Source organism: Thermostichus sp. MS-CIW-38, from assembly GCF_054058415.1.
In genome coordinates, this window is record NZ_JBSSAH010000076.1 from 1 (window position 1) to 1,544 (window position 1,544).

At 60.0% G+C, this 1,544-nt stretch carries 1 protein-coding gene; it reads right to left on the reverse strand.

Features of this window, described 5'->3' with window-relative positions:
• Positions 1-118: 118 nt before the first annotated feature.
• A complete protein-coding gene (locus ACVWXZ_RS14260) occupies positions 119-1,252 on the reverse strand; it encodes a histidine kinase (protein WP_457404366.1) in 1,134 nt (377 codons plus the stop codon).
• Positions 1,253-1,544: the final 292 nt, after the last annotated feature.

A 1,544-nucleotide genomic window follows, 5' to 3' on the forward strand; every position in this document is an offset into this window, starting at 1 on the left:
TTGGCTTGCCAACTGCAGGGCTACCGTTCGCGCCAGCGGGCCGGAGGCCTTAAGCCCGCCCTGTACTGCGAAGTAGTCAGGGTCGGGTAGTTTACACCCATGGGGAGCCAGCTCCCGGCTAGCCCTTGCAGAGCCGATACACGGGCAAAGTGAAATGAAAGCTGCTGCCTTTGCCCAAGGAAGACTCCACCCAAATCTGGCCGTAGTGAGCGCGCACGATCCGTCGGCAGAGGGAAAGGCCGATGCCATAGCCCTCCTGCTGTTGATCCCGGGACAGACGGACAGAATCGGAGAAGATGCTCTCTTGGTCGGCTTCCGGGATCCCAGGGCCAGTATCGCTGACGGTCACCTGCACCTTTTGGCTGGTGCGATGGAGGACATCGAGGCGGATGGATCCCCCGGCAGGGGTGTACTTGATGGCGTTGTCCAGCAGGTTGAACAGAACTTGGCGGATCTTGTCGGGATCCACGTGAACAGAGGGCAGATCCACGGGAATATCCGCTTGAAACTGCAGCCGCTTGCCTTGAATGCGCGGCCATAGCTCCTCGATCACCGCCTGACACAAGCCGGGCAACTGGGTTTCTACGGCTCGAATCCTCAGCTCCGAGGCAGCGCCACGGGCCGACTCCAGGATATCGGTGATCATGCTGTCCATCTTGCGCAGTTGCTGGCGGGCGTGATCGAACAACTGCCGCTCCAGGGCTTTGTCCAGGGATCCCTCCCGCCCCTGCTGCAGGGTTTCGACCGCCAGAGCCGTGGCCGTCAGGGGGCTGCGCAAATCATGCACCAGCATGGCCAGAACGCGATCTTTGAAGTCCAACTGCTCCCGCAATTGGGCCCGCTCCTGCCGCAGCAAAAACACCTCTTCCGACATTTGCAACAGCGCCTCGGTGGTCGGAGGGGAGGCGGGATCCCGTCCTGCTCCTTCTTGATGGGCGGCCAAAGCCGCTTGGCCTTGCCAACGAGGCCACCACACTTCCAACTGCGTCGCCAAGTCTGCGCCCGCCAAAACTTGAGCGGGCAAGGGCTCAGCCTTGACCAGAGCCGGAGTGGCCACCAGCTTGTAATGCTCTGCCAGGTAGGGGTGCTCCTCCAGCGGCACCACTTCCAGTTGAGCAGGGTATTGGCCGGGCAACCCCTGGATGTGCTGGCGCAGATGCTCCTCAAGCTCGGCAACAACAGCTCGACTCTTGGCGAACAGCAGCAGGCGAATGACAGAACGAGCGGAGGTGAGGTCTGGCGAAGTCTGCATAGGCCAAAGTCCAGTCGCGTTAGCGATGCGTAGCATTAAAGCCAAGGGTTGGCGTTTCAGCAGCCGGGATTGCCGTGCGCTCGTTCGCGGAAGCGGACCGTAGGTCCAACCGTAGGAGCCATTGCTGCTTGTTCCTTCCTAACACCTAATCTTGGGAAAAGCTTAAGAAGCGACATGGAGTGTAACAAGAAAGACCTTTCAGCTAGAAATCGCAGGAGCCCCGCACTGTACCCGTAGGGTCACTGCCGGGAGGAATGCGCTTTGATGAAGTACAATGAACTTATGAGCCAAG